The organism is Streptomyces sp. NPDC059874, assembly GCF_042731135.1.
Taxonomy (GTDB): Bacteria; Actinomycetota; Actinomycetes; order Streptomycetales; family Streptomycetaceae; genus Streptomyces.
The window spans coordinates 23,721-45,583 of sequence record NZ_JBHWJY010000015.1 but is presented as its reverse complement, the minus strand read 5'-3'; the positions used below and the strand labels follow the sequence as shown (position 1 = coordinate 45,583).

General features: G+C 72.6%; 15 protein-coding genes. 8 read left to right on the top strand and 7 right to left on the bottom strand.

The genetic code is table 11. From position 1 onward, the window contains the following. Positions 1 to 74 precede the first annotated feature (74 nt). Genes ACFV9H_RS11610 through ACFV9H_RS11600 form a run of 3 tightly spaced genes read right to left on the bottom strand, consistent with a single transcriptional unit; the run spans position 75 to position 7,642 of the window. The gene (locus ACFV9H_RS11610) at positions 75 to 755 is read right to left on the bottom strand and encodes a 4'-phosphopantetheinyl transferase family protein (protein WP_385396512.1); all 681 of its coding nucleotides are present in this window, start codon (positions 753 to 755) and stop codon (positions 75 to 77) included. 11 nt (positions 756 to 766) lie between these two features. Continuing rightward, entirely contained in the window at positions 767 to 5,383 is a 4,617-nt protein-coding gene (locus tag ACFV9H_RS11605) for a type I polyketide synthase (protein ID WP_385396510.1), read from the bottom strand. A gap of 57 nt (positions 5,384 to 5,440) precedes the next feature. Next, positions 5,441 to 7,642: an MMPL family transporter gene (locus ACFV9H_RS11600; RefSeq protein WP_385396508.1), complete on the bottom strand. Its 2,202-nt coding sequence runs from the start codon at positions 7,640 to 7,642 to the stop codon at positions 5,441 to 5,443. Between the two features lie 207 nt (positions 7,643 to 7,849). Here ACFV9H_RS11600 and recQ point away from each other — a divergent pair, with 207 nt between their 5' ends. Next, positions 7,850 to 9,910 (top strand): DNA helicase RecQ, encoded by a 2,061-nt coding sequence (gene recQ / locus ACFV9H_RS11595; protein ID WP_385396506.1) that lies wholly within the window; start codon positions 7,850 to 7,852, stop codon positions 9,908 to 9,910. 9 nt (positions 9,911 to 9,919) lie between these two features. Here the strand turns inward: recQ and ACFV9H_RS11590 are convergent, their stop codons facing one another. Continuing rightward, positions 9,920 to 10,357 (bottom strand): SRPBCC domain-containing protein, encoded by a 438-nt coding sequence (locus ACFV9H_RS11590; protein WP_385396504.1) that lies wholly within the window; start codon positions 10,355 to 10,357, stop codon positions 9,920 to 9,922. Between the two features lie 125 nt (positions 10,358 to 10,482). Here ACFV9H_RS11590 and ACFV9H_RS11585 point away from each other — a divergent pair, with 125 nt between their 5' ends. Beyond that, positions 10,483 to 11,136: a class I SAM-dependent methyltransferase gene (locus ACFV9H_RS11585; protein ID WP_385396502.1), complete on the top strand. Its 654-nt coding sequence runs from the start codon at positions 10,483 to 10,485 to the stop codon at positions 11,134 to 11,136. Here ACFV9H_RS11585 and ACFV9H_RS11580 read toward each other — a convergent pair. Continuing rightward, positions 11,089 to 11,820 (bottom strand): helix-turn-helix domain-containing protein, encoded by a 732-nt coding sequence (locus ACFV9H_RS11580; protein WP_385396500.1) that lies wholly within the window; start codon positions 11,818 to 11,820, stop codon positions 11,089 to 11,091. The genes ACFV9H_RS11585 and ACFV9H_RS11580 overlap by 48 nt on opposite strands. A 91-nt stretch (positions 11,821 to 11,911) precedes the next feature. Continuing rightward, positions 11,912 to 12,739 carry a dienelactone hydrolase family protein gene (locus ACFV9H_RS11575; protein WP_385396498.1) on the bottom strand — a complete coding sequence of 276 codons (828 nt, stop codon included), beginning with the start codon at positions 12,737 to 12,739 and terminating at the stop codon, positions 11,912 to 11,914. 112 nt (positions 12,740 to 12,851) lie between these two features. Between ACFV9H_RS11575 and ACFV9H_RS11570 the strand changes: the two genes are divergently transcribed. The 5 genes from ACFV9H_RS11570 (at position 12,852) to xdhC (ending at position 19,718) form a co-directional block, all read left to right on the top strand. Then, a complete protein-coding gene (locus ACFV9H_RS11570) occupies positions 12,852 to 13,775 on the top strand; it encodes an ABC transporter ATP-binding protein (protein ID WP_385396496.1) in 924 nt (307 codons plus the stop codon). Beyond that, on the top strand, positions 13,772 to 14,593 hold the full coding sequence (locus tag ACFV9H_RS11565) for an ABC transporter permease subunit (protein WP_385396494.1): 822 nt from the start codon (positions 13,772 to 13,774) through the stop codon (positions 14,591 to 14,593). The genes ACFV9H_RS11570 and ACFV9H_RS11565 overlap by 4 nt, the downstream gene beginning before the upstream one ends. 457 nt (positions 14,594 to 15,050) lie before the next feature. After that, on the top strand, positions 15,051 to 16,523 hold the full coding sequence (locus tag ACFV9H_RS11560) for a xanthine dehydrogenase small subunit (RefSeq protein WP_385396492.1): 1,473 nt from the start codon (positions 15,051 to 15,053) through the stop codon (positions 16,521 to 16,523). Next, positions 16,520 to 18,910: a xanthine dehydrogenase molybdopterin binding subunit gene (xdhB, locus tag ACFV9H_RS11555; RefSeq protein WP_385396490.1), complete on the top strand. Its 2,391-nt coding sequence runs from the start codon at positions 16,520 to 16,522 to the stop codon at positions 18,908 to 18,910. The genes ACFV9H_RS11560 and xdhB overlap by 4 nt, the downstream gene beginning before the upstream one ends. Position 18,911: 1 nt before the next feature. Further along, the gene (gene xdhC, locus ACFV9H_RS11550; RefSeq protein ID WP_385396625.1) at positions 18,912 to 19,718 is read left to right on the top strand and encodes a xanthine dehydrogenase accessory protein XdhC; all 807 of its coding nucleotides are present in this window, start codon (positions 18,912 to 18,914) and stop codon (positions 19,716 to 19,718) included. A gap of 27 nt (positions 19,719 to 19,745) precedes the next feature. Here the strand turns inward: xdhC and ACFV9H_RS11545 are convergent, their stop codons facing one another. Then, a complete protein-coding gene (locus ACFV9H_RS11545; RefSeq protein WP_385396488.1) occupies positions 19,746 to 20,666 on the bottom strand; it encodes an MBL fold metallo-hydrolase in 921 nt (306 codons plus the stop codon). Positions 20,667 to 20,769: 103 nt separating this feature from the next. On the opposite strand from ACFV9H_RS11545, the gene ACFV9H_RS11540 reads away from it, so the two are divergent. After that, entirely contained in the window at positions 20,770 to 21,669 is a 900-nt protein-coding gene (locus ACFV9H_RS11540) for a helix-turn-helix domain-containing protein (RefSeq protein ID WP_385396486.1), read from the top strand. Positions 21,670 to 21,863 lie beyond the last annotated feature (194 nt).

The window sequence follows — 21,863 nt, the reverse complement described above, 5'->3', positions numbered from 1 at the left end:
ACGGCAACCCGCATGGCCAGGGGCTCCACTGACAAGCATGATCCGGCAGGGCAATGAGCACCAACGCAGTGCCGTCACGGGCGGGCGAGGACGAGGGCGAGGACCGCGTCCCCCGTCTGCCACACCATCGCGCGGCGCCGGCCGCCGAGCACGGGCGGCCCGAGGTCGAGGATCTCGATGCCGCGCGCGGCGGCGCCGAAGATGCCGCTGCGGTCGGCCTTGACCGCGGCTTCCTTCAGCGCCCAGGCGCCGGCCAGGGCCTCGGGCCGCCGCGTGCCGATGAGGGAGAGCTCCCCGGGCGAGAATGCGTGGTCCGCGACACGGCGTACCACGGCGGCCGAGCCGGTCTCGCACAGGTCCACACCGACCGGTTCCGGTGCCAGGGCGGCGGCGACGTGGCGGGCGGTGTGGCTGATGGAGACGTTCAGGCCGGGCATCGGGCTGCCGCCGACGAGCACGTACGGACTGCCGTCGGCCCGGGGGAGGACCTCCACGTCCTGCGCCGGCGCGGCCACGGCCTCGCCGACCAGGCGCTTGGCCAGCAGCCGGCCGGCCAGCCACTCGGCCTGCCGCCAGGCCGGGAGTGCGCCGACCACGTGGCGCTCGGCCGGTGAGAGAGCCGGCGGGCGAGCCGGCGGGAGAGCCGGCGACAGGGGCGGCGCCGCGGGGAGGTCGGCGCGCCGGGCCACCATCAGGGACGCTCCGCCCCATCGGTGGAGGCCGCCCGGCGCGATCGACCGGAAGGTGGTGTTCATGACGGCGGGCCTCAGGCGGCGGCCGGGGCCGCGGCCCGAGCCGGCTGCCGCAGCTCATGCGCCAGCGCGGTCACCGTGCGGCGGATCTGGTCGGGCGTGTGGTCACACGTGACGAAGAAGCGCAGCCGGGCCATCTCCTCGGGGACCGCCGGGTAGAGGATCGGGTTGACGCTGATGCCCTGCCGGAACAGGGCCTCCGCCAGCCGCAGGGTCTTCAGGGAGTCCCCGACGATGCACGGCACGATCGGCGTGTCGTGACTCTCCCCGATGTCCACGCCCGCCTCGCGCGCGAGGCGGACGAACAGCGCGGCGTTCTCCGAGAGACGTGCCACGCGCTCCGGCTCGGCCCGCAGCACGCGCAGGGCGGTGAGGGACGCGGCGGCGTCGGCCGGGGTCATGCCCGCGCTGAAGACGAAACCCGGAACGGTGTACCGCAGGTACTCCACGACCGCCCGGTTCCCGGCGACGTAGCCACCGCAGCTCGCCAGCGCCTTGGACAGCGTGCCCGACCACAGTTCCACGGCCGAGCGGTCGATGCCGAAGTGTTCGCCGATGCCGCGCCCGGTAGCGCCGATCGTCCCGATGCTGTGCGCTTCGTCGATCATCAGCAGCGCGCCGTGCCGGCGCTTGACCTCGACGAGCGCCGGCAGGTCGGCGATGTCGCCGTCCATGCTGTACACGCCCTCGATGACGACGAGCACCCGCCGGTACTGGTGGCGGACCCTCGTGAGGAGGGCGTCGAGGGCGGCCGCGTCGTTGTGGGGGAAGGGCCGCCGTGTCGCGCCGGACAGCTTGCACCCCTGCAGGATGCTGTCGTGGGCGAGGGAGTCGTGGACGACGAGGTCCCCCGGTCCGACGAGGTGTCCGATCACGGTGACGTTGGTGGCGTGCCCGTTGGCCAGTGTGACGGCGGCCTCGCATCCGAGCAGGTCGGCGACCTCCGTGTCGAGTTCCACGTGGAGCGGACGGCTGCCCGACAGCAGCCGGCTGGCGGACACCGAGGTTCCGTAGCGCTCGATCGCCTCCTTGGCCGCCTGGTTCACCCGGGCGTGGGTGGCCATGCCCAGGTAGTTGTAGCCGGCGAACGAGAGGAGCTCCCGGCCGTCGACGACGGTGGTGTCCGTCATGCCGCCCTCGTGGACGAGGAAGTACGGATTGGGCAGCCCGAGCTCTCCGAGCGCGGCGATACGGCGGCCGTGCTCGGTGACCTCCGGGAAGCACTCGATCCGCGTGTGCTCCTCGGGCAGCGGGGCCTGCTGGTCGGCGGGCCGCGCCGGTGGTGCCTCGTCCTCGTACGCGTTCTCGTGCTCGGCGCGCTGACCCGGGACCGCGGCGGGCGTTGCCGGAGCGGGCGTGGCCTCGACGGGAGCGGCCTCGACGGGAGCGGTGACGGGAGCGGTGACGGGAGGCATGATCTCGGCCGAGCCGGTCGTGATGAGCGCGGAGATCCTCCCTACGGTCGGCCGGTCGGCCACCGTCTCGTCGAACCTCCACCGCGGCCACTGCCGCTGGAGGGAGGTGAACAGGTCGGTCAGCATCAGCGAGTCAAAACCGAGGTCGTCGATCAGCAACTGGTCGCCGTGCAGGTGATCCACCGGGAACGCGCTGATCCGGGCCACGTGCGCGAACACGATTTCGGTGACCTCGTCCGTGCCCCCGATCGACGAAGTCTCCTCGTCGGCCGGTGCGGCGACCGGCACGGAGACCTCCGCCTCCGGCTCCACCTCGGGCTCCGGCTCCGGCTCGGGCCGGGCCTGGGCCGGGGCTTCGGCCTGGACGGAGGCGGCCGAGGCGGCGGAGGCGCGGGCCGCCTGCTTCGCGGGGCGCCCGCCGGACACCCAGTACGACTGGGAGGCGAGCTTCGCCACCGGCAGGTCCACCAGACGGCGGTCCTCCTCGGGAACCAGGGCGCGCGGATCGACCGGGACGCCCATGACGGCGAGCCGGGCGAGGGCCAGGACGAAGGCGCGCCCGTCGTCAGGCTCCGCCCCCGCGGCGGGGACGACGTGGACGTCGCCGTGGCCGGTGAGGTTGCGGCGGACCGAGGTGAGCAGCGAGCTGCCGCCTGCCACCTGGACGAAGACGCGGGCACCCTGCTCGTACGCGGTGTGCACGGCATCGTCGAAGTGGACCGGCGTGGACGCGTGCCGGGCCCACAGCTCGCGCAGCCGCTCGGGGTCGGCGCAGGCCTGCGCGTTCACGGACGAGACGAAGGCCAGCGCGGGGCTGCCGACGGGACGGGCCGCGAGGTCCGCGCGCACGGTCTCCTCGGCGGAGGCCAGCCGCGGCGAGTGGAAGGCGCTGGACACCTCCAGCATGGCCGTGACGATCCCGGCCTCGGCGCAGGCCTGCCGCATGGCGGCGAGCCCTTGCGGAGTGCCGCTCACCACGACCTGCCGGGGCTGGTTGAAGCAGGCGAGCCACACGTCGTCGATGCCGTCGACGAGCCGGCGGCAGGTCTCCTTGTCGCTCTGCACGGCGAGCATCCCGCCCTGCAGTCCGGTCTCCGCCTGCCGCAGCGCCGCGCCGCGGCGCACCAGCAGCCGGACGGCGTCCTCGTCCGTGAGGGCTCCGGCGGCCGCGGCCGCGGCGAACTCACCGACGCTGTGGCCGAGGGCGAGGTCGGGAGTGACCCCGCAGTCGGCGAGGAGCCGGGTCGCGGCGATCTGGACGGTACCGAGCAGCGGCTGGCACACCTCGGTGGCGCCGAGCCGCTGCCCGAGCTCCTCGGTGCGGCCGCGGGTGTACGCGGTGGACGCGGCCTCGCCGTACAGCAGGTCGGCGAGGTCGAAGCCGGTGTCCCGGCGGGCCACGGCGCTGAGGACCCCGACGGTCGCCCGGAACCCGGTGAACCGCTCGTGGAGGTCCTCCATCATGCCCGGCCGCTGACTGCCCTGACCGGGGAAGAGGAAGGCGATCCGGCGCTGCTCGGCCGGCAGCGGAGCGTCGGCGGCGAAGGCGCCCTCGCCGAGGTCGCCCCGGGCGCCGTCGACGAGCTGCTGACGTGCGTGGCGCAGCCGCTCGACGAACCCGTCCGTGTCGGTGGCCACGATCGCGAGCCGGGCCGTCAGCGGCCGGCGCGCGCCCAGCGTGTGGGCCAGTGCCGTGATCGGCGGCCGGTCTGCCGCGTCGAGTGCGTCGAGCACGTCGAGTACCTCGCCGATGTGCCGGTCCAGCAGCTTGGGGTTGCCGGCCGACAGCAGTACGAGGTGGGGCGCGGGGACCTCGGTCCGTACGGCCGGGCCGACGACGGGCGGGGCGGGCGGCGCCTCCTCCAGCACCACGTGGACGTTCGTGCCGCCGAAACCGAAGGAACTGACGGCGGCCCGCCGCGGGGCGTGCGCGCTCGGCCAGGGCCGCGCGGTCTCGGCGATGCGCAGGCCCGCGGCGGAGATGCCCAGGTCCGGATGGGGGGTGGTCCGCGGCTGAGGCACGATCGTGCCGTGGTGGACGACCAGGGCCGTCTTGATCAGCCCGGCGACGCCCGCCGCGGCCAGGGAGTGCCCGATGAGGGCCTTGCCCGCGGCGAGGTAGCACAGGGCGGGGTCGTCGTCGGGGTACTCGGTGCGCAGCCGGCGCAGCGCCTCCGTCTCGGCGCGGTCGCCCGCGGCGGTGCCGGTGCCGTGGGCTTCGAGGAAGCCGACGGAGGAGGGCGCGACCCCGGCGTCGTCGTAGGCGCGGAGCATGGCGCGCAGCTGGCCTTCGGCGGTGGGGACCAGCGGTCCGGGAGAGGCGCCGTCGTTGGCCGAGCCGATGCCCTTGATCACCGCGTAGACGCGGTCGCCGTCGGCGAGGGCGTCGGCGAGCGGCCGGATGACGACGACACCCGCTCCCTCGCCGAGGACGAAGCCGTCGGCCTCCTCGTCGAACGGGCGGCACACCCCGGTGGCGGACAGCGCGCGGAGCCGGGAGAAACCGACCAGGCTGTCCGGGGTGAGGTTGAGGTACACCCCGCCGACGACGGCGATCCGGCAGGTGCCCAGCCGCAGGTGGGCGATCGCCTGGTCGAGGGCGACCAGTGAGCCGGAGCAGGCGGCGTCGACGGCGAAGCTGGGGCCGCCGAGGTCGAACTGCCGGCTGACCGTGCCGGCCGCCATGTTGAGGAGGCTCCCGGGCAGTGTGAAGCTCTGGATGGTGCCGAGCCGTCCCGCCTGCTCCTTGACGGCGTCGAGTCCCTCCTGGTCGTTCGGGTCGAGCGCGTCCTCGGCCAGGGTGATGGCGCGCATGGGGGCCGCCATGAGGTCCTTGTAGTCGGACACCGATATGCCGAAGAAGACCCCGGTGTTCTCCCGGTCGAAGTCGCCGCGCCCGAGCCCCGCGTCGTCGAGCGCCTCGCGGGTGACGTCGAGCATCAGCCGGTGTTGCGGGTCCATGGTCCGGGCGCGCGCGGGCGGCACGCCGTAGTAGAGGGCGTCGAAGCGGTCCACGTCGTCGAGGAAGGCCACCTGGTCGGTGTAGGCCGCGTTGGGCGCCGACCGGTTGCCGGGCTCGTGGAAGGTCTCGTGGTTCCAGCGTTCCGACGGGACCGCGGAGAACTGACGCTCCCCGCTCATCAGGAGCTTCCAGTAACCGTGTACGTCGGGGGCTCCGGGGAAGCGGCAGCCGAGTCCGGTGATGGCGATGTCCATGACGGTTCTTCCTTCGGTGTGTCGTGCGGGATGCGTACGGGGTGTGCGCCCTGGTGGTCAGCGGCGCGCGGGGGCGTGGGTGCAGAGGCCGGTGCGGACCGGGGCCCGGCGGCGTGCCGGGGGACACCTCCCGGAGGTCCCCGGGGGAGGTCGGGGCGCCGGGCGCGGCGCCTTGCGCCTCAAGGCCCGCGGTGCCCACCAGTTCAGGCCGCCCGCCAGGCGCATGAGCGCCGGTACGAGGACGCCCCGTACGAGCGTGGCGTCGAGGAGAACGCCCAGACCCGCGCCGATCCCGAAGAACTGCAGCAGGGAGACCCGGGAGGTGCCGAAGCTGAGCAGGGTGAAGGCGAGCAGCGCGCCGGCGGTCGTGACGATGCCGCCCGTGCGGGCGATGCCCGAGACGATCGACGCGTCGTCGTCCTGCCCGGCGTCGTGCGCCTCCTTGATCCGGGCGAGGACGAACACCTCGTAGTCCACCGAGAGCCCGAAGACGATGCAGAACAGCAGCACCGGCATGGTCGTGCTGAGGGGGCCGGGGGTGAAGCCGAGCAGGTGGCGCAGATGGCCCGTCTGGAAGATCCACACCATGGCGCCGAGGACGGCGGTGAGGCTCAGGGCGTTCAGCGCGATGGCCTTCAGCGGCAGGAGCAGGCTGCGCGTGAATCCGAGCAGCAGCACGAAGGTGGTGAGGGTGATCACGGAGAGGGCCAGCGGCAGCCGGTCCCCCACGGTGGCCTTGGCGTCGACCAGGACCGCGCTCGGCCCGCCGACGAGGACCTCGGTGCCCGCCGGGGCGGGAGCCTCGCGGACGTCGTGCACGAGCCGCTGTGCCGCTTGCGACTGGGGGTCGACCAGGGGAACGACCGAGAGCCGGACCGGGTCCTCGCCGACGGGCCCCACGACCTGCGCGACATGAGGCAGCGCGGACAGCCGGCGGAGGTACTCGGCCCGCGCCTGCGGGGACGACGTACCCGTCACGACCACCGTCAGCGCGTCGGCGCCCTTCATGTCGAACTCCTCGCGCACCAGGTCCCCGGCCTGCCGGCTCGACGCGCTCAGCGGCAGCGCACGGTCGTCGGGGGTGGCGAAACCGGCGTGCGCGAACGGCCCGGACAGCAGCACCAGCAGACCGATCACGGGCAGCGCCGCGAGCAGCGGGCGGCGTACGACGATCCGCGCCAGCCCCTCCCAGAAGCGCGACCGCGAGCCCGCGTGCACCCGGCGGCGCCACGGCACGGGCCAGGCGTTCACCCGCCGCCCGAGCAGCGTGAGCAGAGCCGGCAGCACGGTCACGGCGCTCACCGCCGCGATCGCCACCACGGCGATGCCCGCGTAGGCGAAGGAGCGCAGGAAGTACGGAGGGAACACCAGCAGCGTCGCGAGCGCGGCGGAGACCGTGGCGGCACTGAAGAGGATCGTGTGGCCCGCGGTGCGCACGGTCCGTACGGCGGCGTTGCGCGGCCGGTACCCGGCGGCGAGCTCCTCACGGAACCGGGAGACGATCAGCAGGCCGTAGTCGATGCCCAGCCCCAGGCCGAGCGCCGTGGTGAGGTTCAGCGCGAACACGGACACGTCGGTGACTGCGCCGAGGACGCTCAGGACCAGCAGGGTCCCGGCGATGGCCAGGACCCCGATCAGCAGGGGCAGCGCGGCGGCCACCACACTGCCGAACACCAGGACCAGCAGCACCAGCGTGCCGGGCAGGACGACGGACTCGGCCCGCTTCAGGTCGGACTCCGCGATGTCCTGGAGCTCGGCGTCGATGAGCGCCGTGCCGCCCACGCGCACGGCCAGGGCCGTCGTGGAAGCGGCCGGGGTGGTCAGCTCGTCGCGCAGGCGCTCGACCCGCGCGCCGAGCTGTTCCCCCTCGCCGTCCACGTGCGCGAGGAGCAGGGCCGAGTGTCCGTCCCGGCTGCGCAGCTCCGCCGCGCCGCCGGTCCAGTACGAGGTCACGGCGCTCACGTGCGGACGGGCGGCGAGCCGCTCGGTCAGGGCCTTGCCCGCGCTCCGGACCGCCGGGTCCTCGACGTAACCGCTGAGCGTCCGCGCGACGACGACCAGATTCGGGGAGGCCCCTTGGTGCTCGGCCACCACACGGGCGGCGCGGCTGGACTCGGAGCGCGGGTCGTCGTAGCCCTGCGACTTCAACCGGCCGGCCGATCCCGCACCGAACACGACGGACAGCAGCAGGAACACGAGCGCGGCGAGGAGGACGAGCCGGGGGCGGCGGGTCACGAAGACCCCTGCACGGGGGTACATGGTGCCTCCGATCCCTGGTCGATCCCGATGGCGGTCCGTTCCTCCTGCGCTGTGCAGGACGGTCGATCTCCACCGTGCCCGCGGGAGGGCCGGGGCCGTAGCCCCGGCAATTCGTCACTTGACAGGTGCCGTCGGACGGTGTCCGGGTTGTCCACAGGCTCGGGTGGGCCGGCCGGGGGTGTCGGCAGGTGCGGCTAGGCTTCTCCAATGGGCCTTACCGACGCGTCCCCCGAGATCTCCGATCCTCTTGCCGTGCTCCACCGTGTCTTCGGATACGACTCCTTCCGCGGTGAGCAGCAGCAGATCATCGAGCAGGTGGCCGGCGGCGGTGACGCCCTCGTGCTCATGCCGACCGGCGGCGGAAAGTCGCTCTGCTACCAGATCCCGGCGCTCGTCAGAGAAGGCACGGGCGTCGTGATCTCGCCGCTCATCGCGCTGATGCAGGACCAGGTGGACGCGCTCACCGCCCTCGGCGTGCGGGCCGGGTTCCTCAACTCGACGCAGGACCCGTACGAGCGCCAGGCCGTCGAGCAGGCCTTCCTCGCCGGCGAGCTGGACCTGCTCTACCTGGCGCCCGAGCGGCTGCGCACCGAGGGCACCCAGCGGCTGCTCGACCGGGGCACGGTGGCGCTCTTCGCGATCGACGAGGCGCACTGCGTCGCCCAGTGGGGCCACGACTTCCGGCCGGACTACCTGGCGCTGTCGATGCTCCACGAGCGCTGGCCCAAGGTGCCGAGGATCGCACTGACCGCGACGGCCACCGAGGCCACCCACGCCGAGATCGCGAAGCGGCTGGGCCTTCAGGACGCCCGGCACTTCGTCGCCAGCTTCGACCGGCCGAACATCCAGTACCGCATCGTCGCCAAGAACAACCCGCTCAAGCAGCTGCTGGAGCTGATCCGGACCGAGCACGAGGGGGACGCCGGAGTCGTCTACTGCCTCTCGCGGGCCTCGGTCGAGAAGACGGCGGCCTTCCTGGTCGAGCAGGGCATCGACGCCGTGCCGTACCACGCGGGAATGGACGCCCGCGCCCGTGCGGCGAACCAGTCGCGCTTCCTGAGGGAGGACGGGGTCGTGGTGGTGGCCACGATCGCCTTCGGCATGGGCATCGACAAGCCGGACGTCCGCTTCGTGGCCCACCTCGACCTGCCGAAGTCGGTCGAGGGCTACTACCAGGAGACCGGCCGCGCCGGCCGCGACGGCGAGCCGGCCACGGCATGGCTGGCGTACGGCCTCCAGGACGTGGTCCAGCAGCGCAAGATGATCGACGGCTCCGAGGGCAACGAGGCGCACCGCCGGGCGCTGGCCATGCACCTGGACGCCATGCTCGCGCTGTGCGAGACGGTCGACTGCCGCCGGGAGCGGCTGCTGGAGTACTTCGGCCAGCTGGGCGGGCCCTGCGGCAACTGCGACACCTGCCTGACGCCGGCCGAGTCCTGGGACGGGACGGTCGCGGCGCAGAAGCTGCTGTCCACGGTGTGGCGGCTGGCGAAGGAACGACGCCAGAAGTTCGGCGCGGGGCAGATCATCGACATCCTGCAGGGCAAGAAGACGGCCAAGGTCATCCAGTTCGACCACGACGCGCTGTCGGTGTTCGGAGTCGGTTCGGACCTCGGCACCGCGGAGTGGCGGGGCGTCGTACGCCAGCTGCTCGCGCTGCGGCTGCTGGCCGTGGAGGGCGATTTCGGGACGCTCGTGCTCACGGACGACAGCGGCGAGGTCCTGGGCGGGCGCCGCAAGGTCACGATGCGCAAGGAGACGGCGACGGCGAGCCCCGCGCGGAAGGAATCCGCGTCGCGCAAGGGCAAGGGCGCCCGGGTACCGGCCGACCTGCCGGCGGCCGCGGTCCCGGTCTTCGAGGCCCTGCGCGCCTGGCGGGCCGCGACGGCGCGCGAGCAGGGCGTGCCGGCGTACGTCGTCTTCCACGACGCGACGCTGCGGGAGATCGCGACGCGTCTGCCCGGCACGGTCGAGGAGCTGGGCACGGTCGGCGGGGTCGGGGAGGCCAAGCTCGCCAAGTACGCCGAAGGCGTGCTCGACGCCTTGGCCGAGGCCCACGCCACGGTCCCGGCCCCGGTCCCGGCCCAGGCCACTGCGTCCCCGGCCGAGTCCGTCCCTGCCCCGGCCCCGGCCGCCCCGTCCGAGTCCGTCCCTTCGCCGGCGCCGGCGCCGGCGCCGGCGCCGGCGTCTCGTCATGCGGCGCCGTACGACGAAGAGCCGCCCTTCGACCTGGACGAGATGGACCCGCCGTGGGACGACTGGGAGTAGTCGAGCCGGTCACACCCAGTCGTCGGCCCCGGGGTCTCCGCCCTCGGCCCAGGCCACCAGGCGCCGGATGTAGTGCGTCCAGCCCTCCGCCTGCGCGGCGCAGGCCTCCGGGGAGGACAGGCCGTGGTGGGCCAGACGCAGCAGGGTCCCCTCGCCGACCCGCTCGAGGGCGATCTCCACGGTGGTGGACCCGGGCGGAGGGGGCATGCCGCCCTCGGCCCATCCCCAGGTGAACACGATCCGATCGGGCGGGTCGATCTCGATGAACCGCCCCTCGGCGACGTTGTCGCCCCTGACGCTGATCCGGTAGGCGCCGCCGGGCTCGAAGGCGAATTCGCCGTCCTTGCCCATCCAGGCGAGCCACTTGTCGCTTTCGGCGAAGAAGGAGAACACCGTCTCGGGGCGGGCGGCGATATGCCGCTCCAGAGTCACCACGTCCGTGTTCACCTGCGGTCCCTTCGCCGACGCCGGCACCGGAGAGCAGCTTATGGCCGGGACCCACCTGCGTGGCGGGTGAGCCGCGAGCGCTTCGTTCAAGACCGGGTGGCGGTGCGTGCCCCAGGCTGCCCGACATGAACGAGCGAAGCTTCACTCCCGCGCTGGGCCGGTTCGCGCCCACGCGCTTCTACGATTTCGTGCTGTCCCTGACGCGCGAGCGGCTGTGGCGCGGCCTGCTGGCGATGCACGTGGCGCCGCGGCCCGGCGACGTGATCCTCGACGTGGGCTGCGGTACCGGCTCGACGACGTTGCTGCTGGAGCGGATCGAACCGCGCGCACGCGTCGTCGGTGTCGATCCCGACCGCGACGTGCTGGAGATCGCGCGGCGCAAGGCCGCCGTCACCGGCGCGGCGGTGGAATGGCGGGAGGGCATGGGCGACGCGCTGGCCGAGACGGTCGCAGCGGACTCCGTGAACACCGTGGTTTCCAGCCTGGTGCTCCACCAGTGCCCGCTCGCGGTGAAGCGGGCGATTCTCGGGTCGATGTTCGCGGCGCTGCGGCCCGGCGGAAGACTGGTGATCGCCGACTACGGCCGGCAGCGGACCCGGTCGATGCGCCTCGCTTTCCGACTGGTGCAGTGGGCGGACGGCAAGGAGGACACGCAGCCGAACGCCGACGGCGTCCTGCCGCGGCTGATGGTCGACGCCGGGTTCGACGAGGTGCGCGAGGCCGAGGTCGTGTCAACGGTCACCGGTTCGATCTCGGTCTACGTCGCCCGGCGCCCCTGAGGGGCCCGAGGGGCGCAGCATCGGCACCACGGCCGACGGCGTGAGTCCGATCATCTCGCGCATCTGCCGGGTGAAGTGCGCCTGATCGGCGAAGCCGCCCGTGACCGCCGCCCCGGCGAGCGACTGGCCCGCGCGCAACGCCTCGGCGGTGCGGGCCAGTCGGTGCCAGATGCGCCGGCGCGCGAGCGTCATGCCCAACTGCTGCTGGGCGAGGGCCCGAAGACGCTGGGGGGAGAGGCCGACCCGGGCTGCGAGCTCGGGCATCGTGAGACTCGCGGTCGCCGGGGTGTCCATGGCCGCCAGGAGGCGGCCGTCGAGCCGGGTCGACGGCCGCGCGCCGGAGCGGACGAGGTCCCGCTCGCTGAGCGCGTGCAGCTCGGGGACCGGGCTGATGCCACCGGCGCAGCGCTCGCGCAGCAGGTCGGCGAAGGCGCACTGCGGCTCGATGAAGAACGTGCGCTGGTGCGGCATCGGCAGCATGCGGTGCGGCACCATCGGCGGCACGGCCAGCGCGATGCCGCGATGCGCGGTCCCGGCGGCGTCCACCATCGTGACCTCGCCGCGCAGGGCGATGGCCAGCTGGAAGGCGGCGTGCCGGTGCGGGGAGTTGTCGGTCGTCGGCCCCTGGTAGAACGCGTACCCGGCCCCGATGGCGAAGCGCGCCCCCGCCGCATCCTCCTGCATGATCTCCCCCTCCTGGATGCCGCGCCGGGGGCTCAACGCGCGGCCCGACGCGGACGTTCCACCCACCCCGCCGCGCCGGCGCGGCGCGGGGTCAGGACCCGGCGTCGAGCAGCCGCGTGCGGAACAGGTCGAGCACCTGGTCCAGCGCCGCCCGGGTCGGTTCGCCGGGGGCGTCGATCAGATGCTCGGTCAGCACGGAGTGCGGGGGCAGCAGCCCCTCGGGGTTGGCGGAGGCGTCCTCCAACTCGACGGCGACGAAGGCCTCGCCGAGCTCACGCCGCAGGAACGCGAACCGGCCCCCGGGCACGAACCGGTCGCCCTTGAACCGCAGCCCCATGACCTGCAGTCCCTCCCGCTCGCAGCGCCCCCGTACGACGGCCAGCTCCTCGGGGCTGATGTCGATCGTCCGCGAACGGCCCGCCGACACGGCCACCGGCAGCGACGGCTGGGACAACACCGGCGCGACCAGCCGGGGGTCGGTCGCCATCGCCAGGGCGAAGCCCCCGGTCAGGCACATCCCGACGGCTCCGACGCCCGGGCCGCCGCAGCGCTCGTGCTCATGGGCGGCCAGGGCGCGCAGCCAGGTCACGACCCGGGAACCACGGCCCGTGGCCAGCAGGGTGAACTCCCGGCTCACGCACACCTTGAGGATCGACGAGGCGGCGTAACGCCCGGCGCTCAGCCGCCCGTGCGCCTCGGGGCGGGGGTCGAGCCCGGGCTCGCCGAACAGCACCGGGAGCACGACCGTGCAGCCGATCGCCGCGACCCGGTCCGCGAACTCCAACACCTTCGGCGTGATGCCCGGAATCTCGGCCATCACGATCACGGCGGGGCCGCTGCCGCGCCGCAGGATCCGGCGTTCGGTGCCCTCGTGCGTGAACGTGCTCCGCTCGTAGCCGGACAGGTCGTGGTCGGCCATGACTCGTCTCATCCCCTCCGCACACCGGATCGGGCCGGGAGGAACTCGCCGGCCCCGGGGGAGTGTCGCACGCGGGCAAGCAGGCGTCCGGAGCCGGGCGGAGACTGGGTGCATGCGGGTGGATGCGCGGGCGATCGAGCTCGGCGGCCTGACCAAGACGTACGGGCCCGTCGTCGGGATCGAGGCGCTGAGCCTGACGGTGGACGAGGGCGAGGTGTTCGGGTTCCTCGGCCCCAACGGGGCGGGCAAGACGACCACGCTGCGCTGCCTGACCGGTCTGCTGCGGCCTACGGCGGGGCGGGTCAGGGTGCTCGGCCTCGATCCCGTCGGCGACCACCGTCGGCTCGCCGGGGCGCTCGGGTACCTGCCCGGCGAGCTGCGGCTCTACCCGGAACTCACCGGCGCGCAGACCCTGGACCTGCTGTGTTCCCTCCAGGGCGTGCCCGCCCCGCTCCGCGGCGAGCTGTGCGACCGGCTGGGGCTGAGCGCCACGGTCCTGCGGCGCACGGTGGGCGGGTACTCCCGGGGCATGAAGCAGAAGCTGGGGCTCGTGCAGGCGCTGCAGCACGACCCTCGGCTGGTCGTCCTGGACGAGCCGACGGAGGGGCTGGATCCGCTCGTGCAGGAGACGTTCTTCGAGCTGATGGAGGAGGCGGCGGCCGGCGGCCGGACGGTGCTGTTGTCGAGCCATGTGCTGCCCGAGGTGCAGCGGGCCTGCGGGCGGGTGGCCATCGTTCGGGAGGGACGGCTGGTGACGGTGGAGAGCGTCGCCGCCCTCCGGGAGGCGCGGGCACGACGAATCCGCCTGGACTTCGGCGATGGCGAGGGCGCGCGTCCCCTGGGGCGGGCGGACCAGTGGGCGCCCCACTGGGAAGGCGACCGGGTGGAGCTGCTCGTACCCCCGAGCGAGGTGGTGGCGGCACTGCGCGGTCTGCTGGCCCTGGGGGTCGCCGACGTCACCGTGGAGGAGGCGGGGCTGGACGAGGCCTTCCTGGACCTCTACCGGAACGGGAACGCGGGGGAGGCGGAGCCGTGAGGGACCGGTGGCCGCTGCTCTGGCTGGCGCTGCACCGGCGTCGGCGGATGCTGATCGCCCTGGTGCTGGGGATGGTCGTCTTCGAGGCGCTCATCGTGGTCGTGGCGAACACCATCGCGCCGGGACAACTGTTCTCGGCGGGCGGCAAGGGGCCGCCGTCGGCGTACCGGGCGTTCAGCGGCTCGGGCGGCGACGTGTCGATCGCGAGCTACCCCGGGCTGCTCGGAGCGGGCCTGGTGCACCCGTTCTGGATCGCCATGCAGCTGACCGCGATCGGTTCGCTGGCCGCGGCGGCGGTGGCCGCCGACGTGGAATCCGGGACCGTCGAACTGGTCATGGTCCGCCCGGTCAGCCGGAGCCGGTTGCTGGCCGAGCGGGCGGCGGCCCTGGGGATCGTGGTCCTCGCCTTGAACGCGGCGGCCACGGTGACGGTCGCGGCGGGAGTCTGGCTGTCCCCGGACATCCACCGGGCCGTGCCCTTGAGCGGCGTCTTCGCCGCCGGGGTGATGGGCTGCGGCTTCGCGCTGTGCGTGGCGGGGCCTGCGCTGGCCGTATCGGCCTGGGGGCGCCGACGCGCCCAGGTGGTGGGCGTGACGATCGTGATCGGCGCCGTCGGCTTCGCCGTGAACTTCATCGCCCTGGCCTGGTCGGCGGTGGCGCCGCTGAGGTTCGTCAGCCCGTTCCACTACTACACACCGGGCGACGCGCTGGCGCGCGGCCAGGTGCTGTGGCCCCAGCTGGGCGTCCTCGTCGGCGTAGGAGTGCTGGGGCTGCTGTGGGGGCACGCGTTGCTTTTGAGGCGGGACCTCGCGCCCTAGCGAGATGCCCGGAATGTCAGGCGGGAAGCCTTACCCGCGGGTAGAGCCGCCGGGCGGGGAGCCGGTGCCGGATTGATCTGCGCGCCCCGGCTTGACCGATGGGCCTGCGGCAACGTAATTTCAAGCGAAACGACTTGTGAACTGTCACTGTTGAAAGGAGGCGAACTCGGATGTCCACCATCTCCGACCTGCATCGCCTCGCTCAGCGTGACGTCTGGGTTCCGGGTCGTGTAGCACACGGCTGCTGAACAGCCCCTCTTCCCGGCGTGCCCGATTCCGGGTCCCGGCATCTTTTTGATCTCTTTCACCGCCTTCGGCATGTCGTTGCGCGGCCTCCGGCACATCGTTGCGTGCTGATTTGCGCTCTGGGTACTCGAGCTGCGCCACCGAAATAGAAAGCTCCTGAAATGGCGACTAGGACAATCAGATTGATCGCGCACCGAAATGGGGTTGCGCCATGGTAGCCGCGCGGATCACGGTCAACGGGGAAGAGACGCCGCTTTCACCGGCCGCGCCCCACACCACGGTGCTCGATTTCCTTCGTGACCGTGGCCTCACGGGCACCAAGGAAGGCTGTGCCGAGGGCGAATGTGGCGCCTGTTCGGTCCTGGTGGCCCGCCCCGGCGTGGACAAGCCCACTGACTGGGTGGCGGTCAACGCCTGCCTGGTCCCGGCCGCGGCGCTCGACGGCCAGGAGGTCATCACTTCCGAAGGCCTCGCCACCCCCGGCGAAGCGGGCGCGCCCCCCACCCTGCACCCGGTGCAGGAGGAGATGGCGGTCCGCGGTGGATCCCAGTGCGGTTACTGCACGCCGGGATTCATCTGCAGCATGGCCTCCGAGTACTACCGCCCCGACCGCTGTGCGCACGGGGAATCGGCGGACGGTGCGGACCACGCCGATGCCGAGCACGGTCCGAACGGTTTCGATCTGCACTCGCTGAGCGGAAACCTGTGTCGCTGTACGGGCTACCGCCCGATTCGCGATGCCGCGTTCGCCGTCGGTGAGCCCACCGAGGACGACCCGCTGGCGCAGCGTCGCGAGCAGGAGCCGCCGGCGCCGGCCGTCACCGAGTACACCCAGGGCGACAGCACGTTCGTGCGCAAGAGCACCCTGGCCGAAACGCTGCAGCTGCTGCGCGAGCGCCCCGACGCGGTCGTGGTGGCCGGTTCCACCGACTACGGCGTCGAGGTCAACATCCGTTCCCGTCGTGCGGACCTGGTGGTCGCCATCGACCGGCTGCCCGAGCTGCGGGAGCTGCGCGTCGAGTCCGACCACATCGAGATCGGCGCGGCGGTCACCCTCACCGAGATCGAGCGGCGCCTCGACGGCGACGTCCCGCTGCTGGCGGAGCTGTTCCCGCAGTTCGCGTCGCGCCTGATCCGCAACAGCGGCACCCTCGGCGGCAACCTGGGTACCGGTTCCCCCATCGGTGACAGCCCGCCGGTGCTGCTCGCGCTGGAGGCGTCGCTCGTACTCGCCGACGCCGACGGTGAGCGCGTGGTCCCGCTGGCGGAGTACTTCACCGGGTACCGGCAGAGCGTGCGCCGTCCCGACGAGCTGATCCGCGCCGTGCGCATCCCGCTGCCGCTGTCGCCCGTCACGGCGTTCCACAAGATCGCCAAGCGGCGCTTCGACGACATCTCCAGCGTGGCGATCGGTTTCGCGCTCGACATCGAGGACGGCATCGTCCGCAAGGCCCGCATCGGCCTGGGCGGCGTGGCCGCCACCCCGATCCGTGCACTCGCCACCGAGGCGGCCCTCGAGGGCAAGCCGTGGTCGGCGGAGACCGTCGAGGCCGCGGCCCGGGTGCTGCGGGGCGAGGGAACGCCGATGAGCGACCACCGCGCCAGCGCCATCTACCGTTCCGCGATGCTCGGCCAGAGCCTGCTGAAGCTGCACGCACAGACCACCGAGGCGGTGTCGTCATGAGTCATCTGTCCGAGCGTCCCGAGAAGCCCGTAGTCGGCGTCTCGATGCCGCATGAGAGCGCGTTCCTGCACGTCACCGGCACCGCGCTCTACACCGACGACCTGGTCTACCGGACCAAGGACACGCTGCACGCGTACCCGGTCCAGGTCATGAAGACCCGCGGCCGGATCACCAAGCTGAACACCGAGCCCGCGCTCGCCGTGCCCGGCGTGGTCCGCGTGCTCACCGGCGCCGACGTGCCCGGCGTCAATGACGCCGGCATGAAGCACGACGAGCCGCTCTTCCCCGACGAGATCCAGTTCCACGGCCACTCGGTCGCCTGGGTGCTCGGCGAGACCCTGGAGGCCGCCCGGCTCGGTGCGGCGGCCGTCGAGGTGGAAGTCGACGAAGAGCCCTCGATCATGACGCTGAAGGAAGCGATCGCGGCCGAGGCCTTCCACGGCGCCCGTCCCCTGATGGAGACCGGCGACATCGACGCCGGCTTCGCCGACTCCGTGCACGTCTTCAGCGGCGAGTTCCAGTTCGCCGACCAGGAGCACTTCTACCTGGAGACGCACGCCGCGCTGGCCTACATCGACGAGGCCGAGCAGATCTTCATCCAGAGCAGCACCCAGCACCCCTCGGAGACGCAGGAGATCGTCGCGCACGTTCTCGGCCTGCACAGCCACGAGATCACCGTGCAGTGCCTGCGCATGGGTGGCGGCTTCGGCGGCAAGGAGATGCAGCCGCACGGGTTCGCGGCCATCGCCGCACTCGGCGCCAAGCTCACCGGCCGGCCGGTCCGGGTGCGACTCAACCGCACCCAGGACCTGACCATGTCCGGCAAGCGGCACGGGTTCCACGCCGACTGGAAGATCGGCTTCGACGCCGACGGCCGCATCCAGGCCCTGGACGCCACGCTGACCTCCGACGGCGGCTGGAGCCTGGACCTGTCCGAGCCGGTGACGGCCCGCGCGCTGTGCCACATCGACAACACGTACTGGATCCCCAACGCGCGTGTCGCCGGTCGCATCGCCAAGACCAACAAGGTCTCCAACACGGCCTTCCGCGGCTTCGGCGGCCCGCAGGGCATGCTCGTGATCGAGGACATCCTCGGCCGGGTGGCGCCCCTGCTCGGCCTGGACGCGATGGAGCTGCGGAAGCGCAACTTCTACCAGCCGGGTCTGGGTCAGCACACGCCGTACGGCCAGCCGGTCACGCAGGCCGAGCGGATCGCCGCGGTCTGGGAGCAGGTCGAGAACAACGGCGGCATCGCCGACCGCAAGCGCGAGATCGCCGCGTTCAACGCCGCGCACCCGCACACCAAGCGGGCGCTCGCGATCACCGGCATCAAGTTCGGCATCTCGTTCAACCTCACGGCCTTCAACCAGGCCGGCGCGCTCGTGCTGATCTACAAGGACGGCTCCGTCCTGATCAACCACGGCGGCACCGAGATGGGCCAGGGCCTGCACACCAAGATGCTGCAGGTGGCCGCGACCACGCTGGGCATTCCGCTGCACAAGGTCCGCCTCGCCCCGACGCGTACCGACAAGGTGCCCAACACCTCCGCCACCGCCGCCAGCTCCGGCGCGGACCTCAACGGTGGAGCGATCAAGAACGCCTGTGAGCAGCTGCGCGAGCGACTGCTGCAGGTGGCCGCCAGCCAGCTGGGGTCGAACGCCTCGGACGTGCGCATCGTCGACGGCGTCGCGCGCACCCTGGGCAGCGACAAGGAGCTGGCCTGGGACGACCTGGTGCACACCGCGTACTTCCAGCGGGTCCAGCTCTCGGCGGCCGGCTACTACCGGACCGAGGGTCTGCACTGGGACGCCAAGTCGTTCCGAGGCTCGCCGTTCAAGTACTTCTCCTACGGCGCGGCCGCGGCCGAGGTCGAGGTGGACGGCTTCACCGGCAAGTACCGCATCAGGCGCGTGGACATCGTGCACGACGTCGGCGACAGCCTGTCCCCGATGATCGACATCGGTCAGGTCGAGGGCGGCTTCGTGCAGGGCGCGGGCTGGCTGACGCTCGAGGACATGCGCTGGGACACCAGCGACGGTCCGAACCGCGGGCGACTGCTGACCCAGGCGGCGAGCACGTACAAGCTGCCGAGCTTCTCGGAGATGCCCGAGGAGTTCAACGTCACGCTGATGGAGAACGCCCACGAAGAGGGCGCCGTGTACGGCTCCAAGGCCGTCGGTGAGCCTCCGCTGATGCTGGCGTTCTGCGTGCGCGAAGCGCTGCGGCAGGCCGCCGCGTCGTTCGGGCCCGCCGGAGTCAGCGTGGACCTCGCCGCCCCCGCGACGCCGGAAGCGGTGTACTGGGCGATCGAAGCGGCCCGTGCGGCCGATGTGGAGCGCGACGGCAGTGAAGTCCTCACCGCCACGAGCGCTTTGAGCAATGCCTGACATGACGTGGGTGGCCGCGGTCGCGCGGTTGCGAGCTCGCCGGGAACCCGGTGCGCTCGTGACCGTCGCGACCGTGCGCGGCCACGCACCCCGCAAGGCCGGTGCCAAGCTCGTCGTGGGACGGACCGAGACCTGGGGCTCCATCGGCGGCGGCAACATCGAGGCCGTCGCCATCGATCGGGGCCGCGAGCTGCTCGGCTCGTCCGACCCGGAGCCGGAGCTGATGGAGTTCGCCCTCAACGACAAGGTCACCAACAGCCACGGCGTGCAGTGCTGCGGCGGAGTCGTCAACGTGCTGCTCGAACCGCTGCCGGTGGTACCCGCGGTGGCGGTCTTCGGCATCGGGCACGTCGGGCTGGAGCTGGCACGCATCCTGGCCCGCCACAACATCGATCTGCACCTGATCGATTCCCGTTCCGACATGCTCACCGACGAACGGCTCGGTGTGCTCTCGGATGCGGTGGCGGAGGTCCACGTGCACCACACACCCCTCCTGCCGGAGGAGGTGCTCGCGGACCTGGCACCCGGCACCCACGTCCTGATCATGACCCATGATCACGCCGAGGACGCCGCACTGTGCGACGCCGCCTTGCGCACCCCCGAGCTCGGCTCGATCGGACTGATCGGCTCGGCTGCCAAGTGGACGCGGTTCAAGCACCGCCTGGCCACCGAGGGCGGCCACGACGCCGCCACCATCGATCGGATCAAGACCCCGATCGGAACGCCCGGGATCACCGGCAAGGAACCCGCCACGATCGCGGTGAGCATCGCGGCGGACCTGCTCCGGACGTTCGAGCAGGGCCACTGAGGGGTTCCTCGGCCCAGGGCCTGTCGGTCAGGCCTCGTCACCCGGCGTGTACGCGGTGAACGGGGCCCAGCCCTTGAGGGCGAAGCCGCCGCCGTCGCGCACCACTTCGGCGGCGCCGTGGCCGCCGAAGTGCGCCGGGATCAGCAGCCCGCCCCGGTCGGCGGCCCAGCCGAGCAGCCGGCGCCGTGCGGCCCGCGCCTGTTCGGCGTCCTCGCAGAAACAGCTGTTCGCGTCCGGTTCCATGATCTGCACCGGACTGTGCAGCAGGTCTCCGACGAACACCGCCCGGTCGGTGCCCGAGGCGAGCGTGACCACGGAGGACCCGGGCGTGTGGCCCGCGGCCAGCTCCAGCGTCAGGTTCGCGTCGATCCGGTGGCTGTCGCCCTCCCACAACAGGGTCCGGCCCGCGTCGTGGACGGGGGCGACGCTGTCCTCGAACGCCTCGACGTTGCCGTCGCCGAGGACGGAGGCGTGACCGTTCGCCGGGTTCCAGAAGTCGAAATCGTTTCGGTGGATCAGGTAGGTGGCGTTCGGGAAGGTCGGCACCCAGTCCTCGCCGTCCAGACGGGTGTTCCAGCCCACGTGGTCCGCGTGCAGGTGGGTGTTCACGACGAGGTCGACGTCCTCGGGGCGTACTCCGGCCCGGGCCAGGTTGCCCAGGAAGTCGGTCTCCTGCCGGTCCCACGGCATGCCGGGGCGCGACTTGTGGTTGCCGCCGCCGGTGTCGACCAGGATGGTGCGGCCCTCGCTGCGCAGCACCCAGGTCTGCAGGGCCGCGTTGGCGACCGGCGGCTCGCCGTCGACGAACTCCGGCCGCAGCCAGGCGGATTCCTCCGCCCATACGTTCTCGCTGCTCTCGGGGATGAAGGCGTGGGGGGTGAGCCCGAGGGGTCCGTAGAACTCGCGGACCCTGCTCACGGTGACGTTGCCCAACTCGATGGTGTCCATGGCCCCCACACTCGCCGGCGCCGCAGCGGGTAGCCACACCCTCCGCTGCCTATCCCCGACAGGGAGCGGCAACCGGTGGGAGCCCTCCCGGATACTGGGGCGCATGGACGGACAGAGCTCTCTCGGCGCGTTCCTGCTGGCCCGCCGCTCCCGGCTGCGCCCCGAGGACATCGGCCTCGCCACCTACGGCGAACGGCGCCGCGTCCAGGGCCTGCGCCGTGAGGAACTGGCCCTGCTCGCCGGAGTCAGCGCCTCGTACTACGCCCGCCTGGAACAGGGCCACGCGCACAACGCGTCCCCGGAGGTGCTGGACGCGATCTCCCACGCCCTGAGGCTGGACGAGGTCGAGCGCCGGCACCTGCACGACCTCGCGGGGTCCGCCGTCCGGCGCCGACCGGCCCGCCGCCCGCCGCCGGAGCGCGTCGACGCGGCGACCCGTACGCTCCTGGACTCCATGCCCGACGTGCCGGCCGTCGTCACCGGTCGGCGCAACGACATCCTGGCCTGGAACCCGCTGGGCCACGCCCTGTTCGCCGGCCACCTGGACGCGACCGCACCGGACCGGCCCGCGGACCGCCCCAACATGGCGTCGCTGATCTTCCTCGACGCCCACACCCGGGACCTGTACGCCAGTTGGGAGGACAAGGCCCGGGCCGTCGTGGCCGGCCTGCGCTACGCGGCGGGCCGCCACCCCGGGGACGCGCTGCTGGCCGCCCTCATCGGCGAACTCAGCATGGCAAGCCCCGAGTTCGCGACGATGTGGGCCGATCACCGGGTACGGATGTGCACGGTTGCCGAACACCGGATGCGGCATCCGCTGGTCGGTTCCCTGACGGTCACCCAGCAGGCGCTCAGACTCACCGACGACCAGCTCCTGGTCGTGGCGACCGCTCCCGCCGACTCGGAAGCCCGTACGGCCCTCCGGTTGCTGGCGCAAGCCACGGCCGGGGTCGTGGGCAAGGAGCGGGAAGCGGGAGTGGGAGTGTTTCCGCCGGCCGGCTGACGGGGTGGCCCCGGGGCGGACCTCGGAGGCCGCGGGACGTGGACGGCGCACCGCCGGTACAGTCGGTTTGCGCCGCGCGCCACCCTTCGCGCGGTGGACGGGGGAGGGGGGCGAGGGAACGCTGCACACGCATGCGCACCGGGCGGTCTCGACCACGGCCGACCCCGCCGCGCCGGGCTGTCGCGCGCCGGTCC

Bases quoted from the DNA above. Each gene is read 5' to 3' on its own strand.
- ACFV9H_RS11605 (WP_385396510.1), bottom strand. From the start codon at position 5,383: ATGGACATCGCCATCACCGGACTCGGCTGCCGCTTCCCCGGAGCCCCC.
- ACFV9H_RS11600 (WP_385396508.1), bottom strand. From the start codon at position 7,642: ATGTACCCCCGTGCAGGGGTCTTCGTGACCCGCCGCCCCCGGCTCGTC.
- ACFV9H_RS11585 (WP_385396502.1), top strand. From the start codon at position 10,483: ATGAACGAGCGAAGCTTCACTCCCGCGCTGGGCCGGTTCGCGCCCACG.
- ACFV9H_RS11610 (WP_385396512.1), bottom strand. From the start codon at position 755: ATGAACACCACCTTCCGGTCGATCGCGCCGGGCGGCCTCCACCGATGG.
- xdhC (WP_385396625.1), top strand. From the start codon at position 18,912: ATGACGTGGGTGGCCGCGGTCGCGCGGTTGCGAGCTCGCCGGGAACCC.
- ACFV9H_RS11540 (WP_385396486.1), top strand. From the start codon at position 20,770: ATGGACGGACAGAGCTCTCTCGGCGCGTTCCTGCTGGCCCGCCGCTCC.
- ACFV9H_RS11560 (WP_385396492.1), top strand. From the start codon at position 15,051: ATGGTAGCCGCGCGGATCACGGTCAACGGGGAAGAGACGCCGCTTTCA.
- ACFV9H_RS11570 (WP_385396496.1), top strand. From the start codon at position 12,852: ATGCGGGTGGATGCGCGGGCGATCGAGCTCGGCGGCCTGACCAAGACG.
- ACFV9H_RS11575 (WP_385396498.1), bottom strand. From the start codon at position 12,739: ATGGCCGACCACGACCTGTCCGGCTACGAGCGGAGCACGTTCACGCAC.
- ACFV9H_RS11580 (WP_385396500.1), bottom strand. From the start codon at position 11,820: ATGCAGGAGGATGCGGCGGGGGCGCGCTTCGCCATCGGGGCCGGGTAC.
- xdhB (WP_385396490.1), top strand. From the start codon at position 16,520: ATGAGTCATCTGTCCGAGCGTCCCGAGAAGCCCGTAGTCGGCGTCTCG.
- recQ (WP_385396506.1), top strand. From the start codon at position 7,850: ATGGGCCTTACCGACGCGTCCCCCGAGATCTCCGATCCTCTTGCCGTG.
- ACFV9H_RS11545 (WP_385396488.1), bottom strand. From the start codon at position 20,666: ATGGACACCATCGAGTTGGGCAACGTCACCGTGAGCAGGGTCCGCGAG.